This window comes from Achromobacter sp. Root83 (assembly GCF_001428845.1).
Classification (GTDB): domain Bacteria; phylum Pseudomonadota; class Gammaproteobacteria; order Burkholderiales; family Burkholderiaceae_B; genus Achromobacter.
The window spans coordinates 1-4,687 of sequence record NZ_LMIU01000015.1; the positions used below are offsets into that span (position 1 = coordinate 1).

3 pseudogenes are annotated in these 4,687 nt (G+C 63.7%); all 3 read right to left on the reverse strand.

Going from position 1 to position 4,687, the window contains the following annotated elements:
• Positions 1-507, reverse strand: a pseudogene (locus tag ASE30_RS29930) (hypothetical protein); the annotation flags it as partial.
• Between the two features lie 71 nt (positions 508-578).
• Positions 579-4,000 (reverse strand): annotated as a pseudogene (locus tag ASE30_RS29935) (DUF6531 domain-containing protein); the annotation flags it as partial.
• An 81-nt stretch (positions 4,001-4,081) separates the two neighbouring features.
• Positions 4,082-4,687, reverse strand: a pseudogene (locus ASE30_RS29185) (type VI secretion system tip protein VgrG); the annotation flags it as partial.

Consider the following 4,687-nt stretch of genomic DNA (forward strand, 5'->3'; position numbering starts at 1 on the left):
CAGGCGGTTGAACAGATCCCACTCGAAGCGCGAGCGTTTGCCGTTGTGCAGCTTATCGATCAGGTTGCCACGTGCATCGTATTGGTAGTGCGTGCCCGCGTACTCGCGCAGCAGGTTGTCCAGGCGCGCCGAGCGGTGACGGTAGGTGTAGACGGGACCCGCCATGCTCAACGTGCTCCCGGTCGCGTCGGCGCTCGTGGGATCGAGCAGGTTGCTGGCCGGGTCGAACGCGAAGGTTTCGCGGCCCAGGCTGCTGGTGACTTCGAGCAATCGGCCCACGGGGTCGTAGCAATAGGACAGAGGGCCGCGCCGGCTGTCCTGGATCGCTTCCAACTGGCCGGCGGCGTCGTAGCGATAGCCGCGCTGCAGCAGGCGTTGCGGGCGTCCGGCATTGGCAACACCCGCCACCATTCCAGGTGTGCCCGGCGTGCCTGGCCGTCCATCCATGCCTGCGCTGTCAAACTCGCCCGGCATGCGTCCCACGCTCTGTTCGCGTAGCCGGCCCATCGCATCCCACGATTGCGTCTGCACCAGTCGATTGCCCTGATGGCGCTCGACCTCCCGATGCAGGTCGTCGNCCCACGCTCTGTTCGCGTAGCCGGCCCATCGCATCCCACGATTGCGTCTGCACCAGTCGATTGCCCTGATGGCGCTCGACCTCCCGATGCAGGTCGTCGCGTTCGAAACTGGCGAGTTCGTGTTCGTCGAACATCATGCCGTGTACGTGGCCCGAGCCATAGGTTAGCCAACTGACGCGATGTCCGTCCGGGCGCAGCGTGGCGATGCGCTGGTTCAGTTCGTTGTATTCGTGCTTCCAGACGGCCGTGACCGGTGACGGCAGGCTTGAGTAGTGCTGATGCTCACGCGTCAGGTTGCCGGCGGCGTCGTAGAACCATTGCAGACGGCTGGCCGGGTTCTCCGCCAGGATCAGGCGGCCGTTACCGTCGTAGGCGTAGCGTTCGGTCTGAGCTCCGTCCGACGCGTCCGTGCTGGCGGCATAAGGGCGAGCATGACGCTGCGCCACGCGTCCCATCGCATCGAACTTCAGCTCGATGACACGGTCGCCGTCTTGGGTAGACAGCAGCGTGCCGCTGGCCGGGTCATAGTGATAGCGCGTGGCCTGATCGTCGAAGCCGCGCTGTTCCAGCAACCGGCCGACCGGGTCGTACACAAAGCGCGCCTGTCGGTCATTCTCGTTGGCCAGCGCCGTCAGTTGACCCAGCTTGTCCCATTGATAGTGCAACGTACGGCCGGCGGCGTCCTGGCGTTGCGCGATCAGCCCCGCCGCGGTGTAGGTCCACTGCGTGCGGCGCCCCAGCGCGTCGGTGTGGGCCAGCAGCCGCCCTTCGGCGTCGCGCTCGAAGTGTTCCTCGGTCTGATCGGGGTGCGTGATGCAGGCCAGTTGCCCCGCCGCGTAGGCGTAGCGCGTGGTGTTGCCTGCCGCGTCGGTGAACTCGGCTAGTTGCCCCAGCCCGTCATACGCCCAGACGCTCGTCTTGCCCGAGCAATCCGTGTACTGCGTGATCTGGCCCGCCGCGTTGTAGGCCAGTTGCTTCTGGCCGTCCCGCGCATCCTGGATCGCGACGGGGTTGCCCGCGGTGTCGTAGGCATATTCGGTCTTGTTGCCCAGCGGGTCGATGGTCTCGGTCAGGTAGCCGCGCGGGTTGTAGTCGCGTTGCCACAGGCCGCCCTCGGCGTCGCGGATCTTGAAGAGTTGATCGCGATCGTCGTAGGCGTAATGTTCAACGCCGCCATCGGCACGAATGTGCTCAAGCAGGTTCCCCCGGTCATCGTAGGCATAGCGATCGATACTTCCATCGGGGTGTACGTGTTGCGTGACGTTCTTGGCGTCGTCGCGATACAGCCATTCCGACAGGCCGTCTGGATGCACGATGCGATAGGGATAGCCCAGGATGTCGTAGTAATAGGCGGTTTGGTTTCCGTGGGCGTCGGTTACCGTGGTCAGGCGGATATGCGGCGACCACTCCAACGTCAGCCCGTAGGTGCCATCGTCTGCCCATTCGCGGATGGCGCGGGCGGTTGCCCCCTCGCCATCCCATTCCAGGTTGATGCCGCGGTCGGTGCGATCGGTGTAGCGCGTCAGCAGATGGTGCCGATACCGATAGTTCCACTGGCCGCCATGTTCGTCCTCCGCATGCACGAGGTCGCCTGCCTCGTCATACCGATACATCGCTAATTGGCGGTGCAGCTTTCCATCGGCAATCTGCCACAGCGCCACGACGCGGCCTGCGTCGTCCAGTTGTGTGCCCAGGTGCGTATCGAACTCATCGTCCTGGTACGTCAACAGGTCGGACAGGACCTGGCGCCCCTGCACCCGATGTTCGTAGTGCAAGGCGACGCGCGCCCCGCTTTGCAGCGAGATTTCCCGGAGCCGGAAAGTCGTGCCATCGCGCCGGTACGTTTCCTGGCGGCGGTAGCCCTGGGCCAGCGCCAGTTCGTCGCGCGAGATGCGCACCAGCGTCAGGTTTTCGATGGGGTCGTAATGGAACTTGCCCGGCTGCGGGAACGGGTAGTCGTGGCTACGGCCGTCGGCGCCGTGATAGCGTAGTTGCCCGCCGTCGGGGGATTCGGACAGCACATCCAGGCGGGTGGTGAATTCGTTGATCCAACGCGCTCCGCCCGGCCCTGCGTCATAGGCGTCCAGATCCGAACGATAGGTGCGCGCCCAGCGCAGCAAGAAGGGGCCAGGCAGCACCGCATCCGTATGCGTCAGCGTCTCCGCCCCGCGCGCGAACGTGATGCTGTTGCATGAACTGCAGCCGCTGCCCGCTTTGGGATCGGCCTTGGCTTGCTGCTGCGTTTTGGTGGCGTCGTTCTCCGCCCCGGCTGTCTGGCGCTTTGCCTGGCTGGTCTGCGACGGACGCACATTAGCGGCTTGCTGTCCCGAAAGCCTTTTCTTCGCGACCACCGCCTGCAGCAATTGCTGCAACATCCATCCGATGCTCTGCTGGACGTTCGGATCCGTCAGCGTAAGGATTTGCGCTTTGACCTGCGGGGCCAGTTTCTTCAACTGCGCCGCTATCTCAAGAACGCGTGCTTGGATCGCATCGGGCAGGAGTTTTCGTGCGCCCCAACTTGCCGCGTCTTTGGCCTGCCCAACCATGATGCTGCCCAGCGCACTCCAGAAATTCGGGTGCGTGATCAATTCCACGGTGCTGACGGACCCCTGGCTGTTGTTCAGCACGGCTTGCAGCTTCTGGTCGGCTTCCTGGTAGTTTGCGGACGAGCCCAGGTCTCCGTTAGCCAATTTGACCAGGCCGTCGGCCAGGCTGTTGACAACCTGCTCGCCCATGTCCGCGGCCACGGCCAGGATTTCATTGAGCTTGGCAACAGCATCCCTGAGGAAGGTCTCCAAATCGCCCTTGAAACTGGCGCTCAGGTTGTTGTTTAGCGTCGTGAGCAGCACGTCGCTCACGCCCGCCAAGCCGCGCGCCATGAACTCACGGCGTGCGCTGTGCAACGCCGTGCGCAGACTGCCGCGAATGGCGCCGTAGCCGACGCCAACGGGTACCACACCGATCAGGTCGACCCCCAGGCCGACCCAGTCCAAGACCATCACATCTTTCTTCGACATCATGTCGGTGATGTCATTGATGACATCCACCAAGGCGATGATGTTGGTGATGATGGGAACTGCAAACGCGACGCTCTTTAGCCGTTCCAGCGTGATGAGATTGCCACTGAAGCTGCGCAGCCATTGATCGAAGGCGTCGACCCCGGACCGGACGTCTTCCAGCGCGATGGTGTTGCGCGGAGCAATGACTTCCCGCGCGACGATGCCGCCGATCAGCGCATATCGGGCTACCTGGATCGTGGTTTTGCCGAGCTCGGAGTTCCTGAATTTCTGCCATTCGGCGGAGGCACTTTCCCAACCTTCCGAGATGGTCCTCCACGGGGTCGCGATGACGGTTTCCCATTCCTTATCGGTGTAGCGCGTGGGGTAATTCAAAGTGCGTGCCGTGCCGGAGGGCTGGGACATGACTGATATTTCTTGTGCAAGTGGGTTCGGCGCGAGAGCGCGGGACAAGAGCAGAGCGGATTGGCTGAGATTCGCGGGGCCCTATCCCGTCAGCGACTTCGCAAGCGGTGGCGTGGACGGCGGTTTGAGCAGGTTTGGCGCGCCAGGCGCACCCATTTGCGCCAGACCGGCGCCCGCCGTGCGCAGCGCGGTTTTGGGGCCTGCCTGCACCGCGGCGGCGATCTGTTGGCCCCCCTGGCTTGCGGCCTGCGCCGTCTGCAGCGCTTTCTGGATTTCTTGGGCTTTGGCCTGCATCGCCTGGGCCAATGCCTGTACCTGCACGGGTACGGTCGTCGCGGCTTGAGCGGGCCAGGGCTTGGTGCCCATAAAGCTACCTTGGTCCCAGGGGTTGTTCGGGTCCTTGCCAAAGCTGACGCTCGCCGGGCCGGGAGCCGCGCCGGACACGGCCGCGAACCCATGCGCATCGAGTGTGCCTTTGAAGACACGCCCCAAGGCGTCTTCGACTTCGAATGCGGCGTTCGGCGTTCCTTGGCCGTTCAGGTATTTACTGAACAGTTCCAGGTTGCCTTTGCCGGGTTTCAGTTCATCGGGAAACGCGCCCGCCTGACTCTTGGGCCCGGTGTAGTTCACGTCGGCCGAATGCACCTTGTAAGGACCGCTGGTCGCATGCGTGATGCCGCCCGCGTT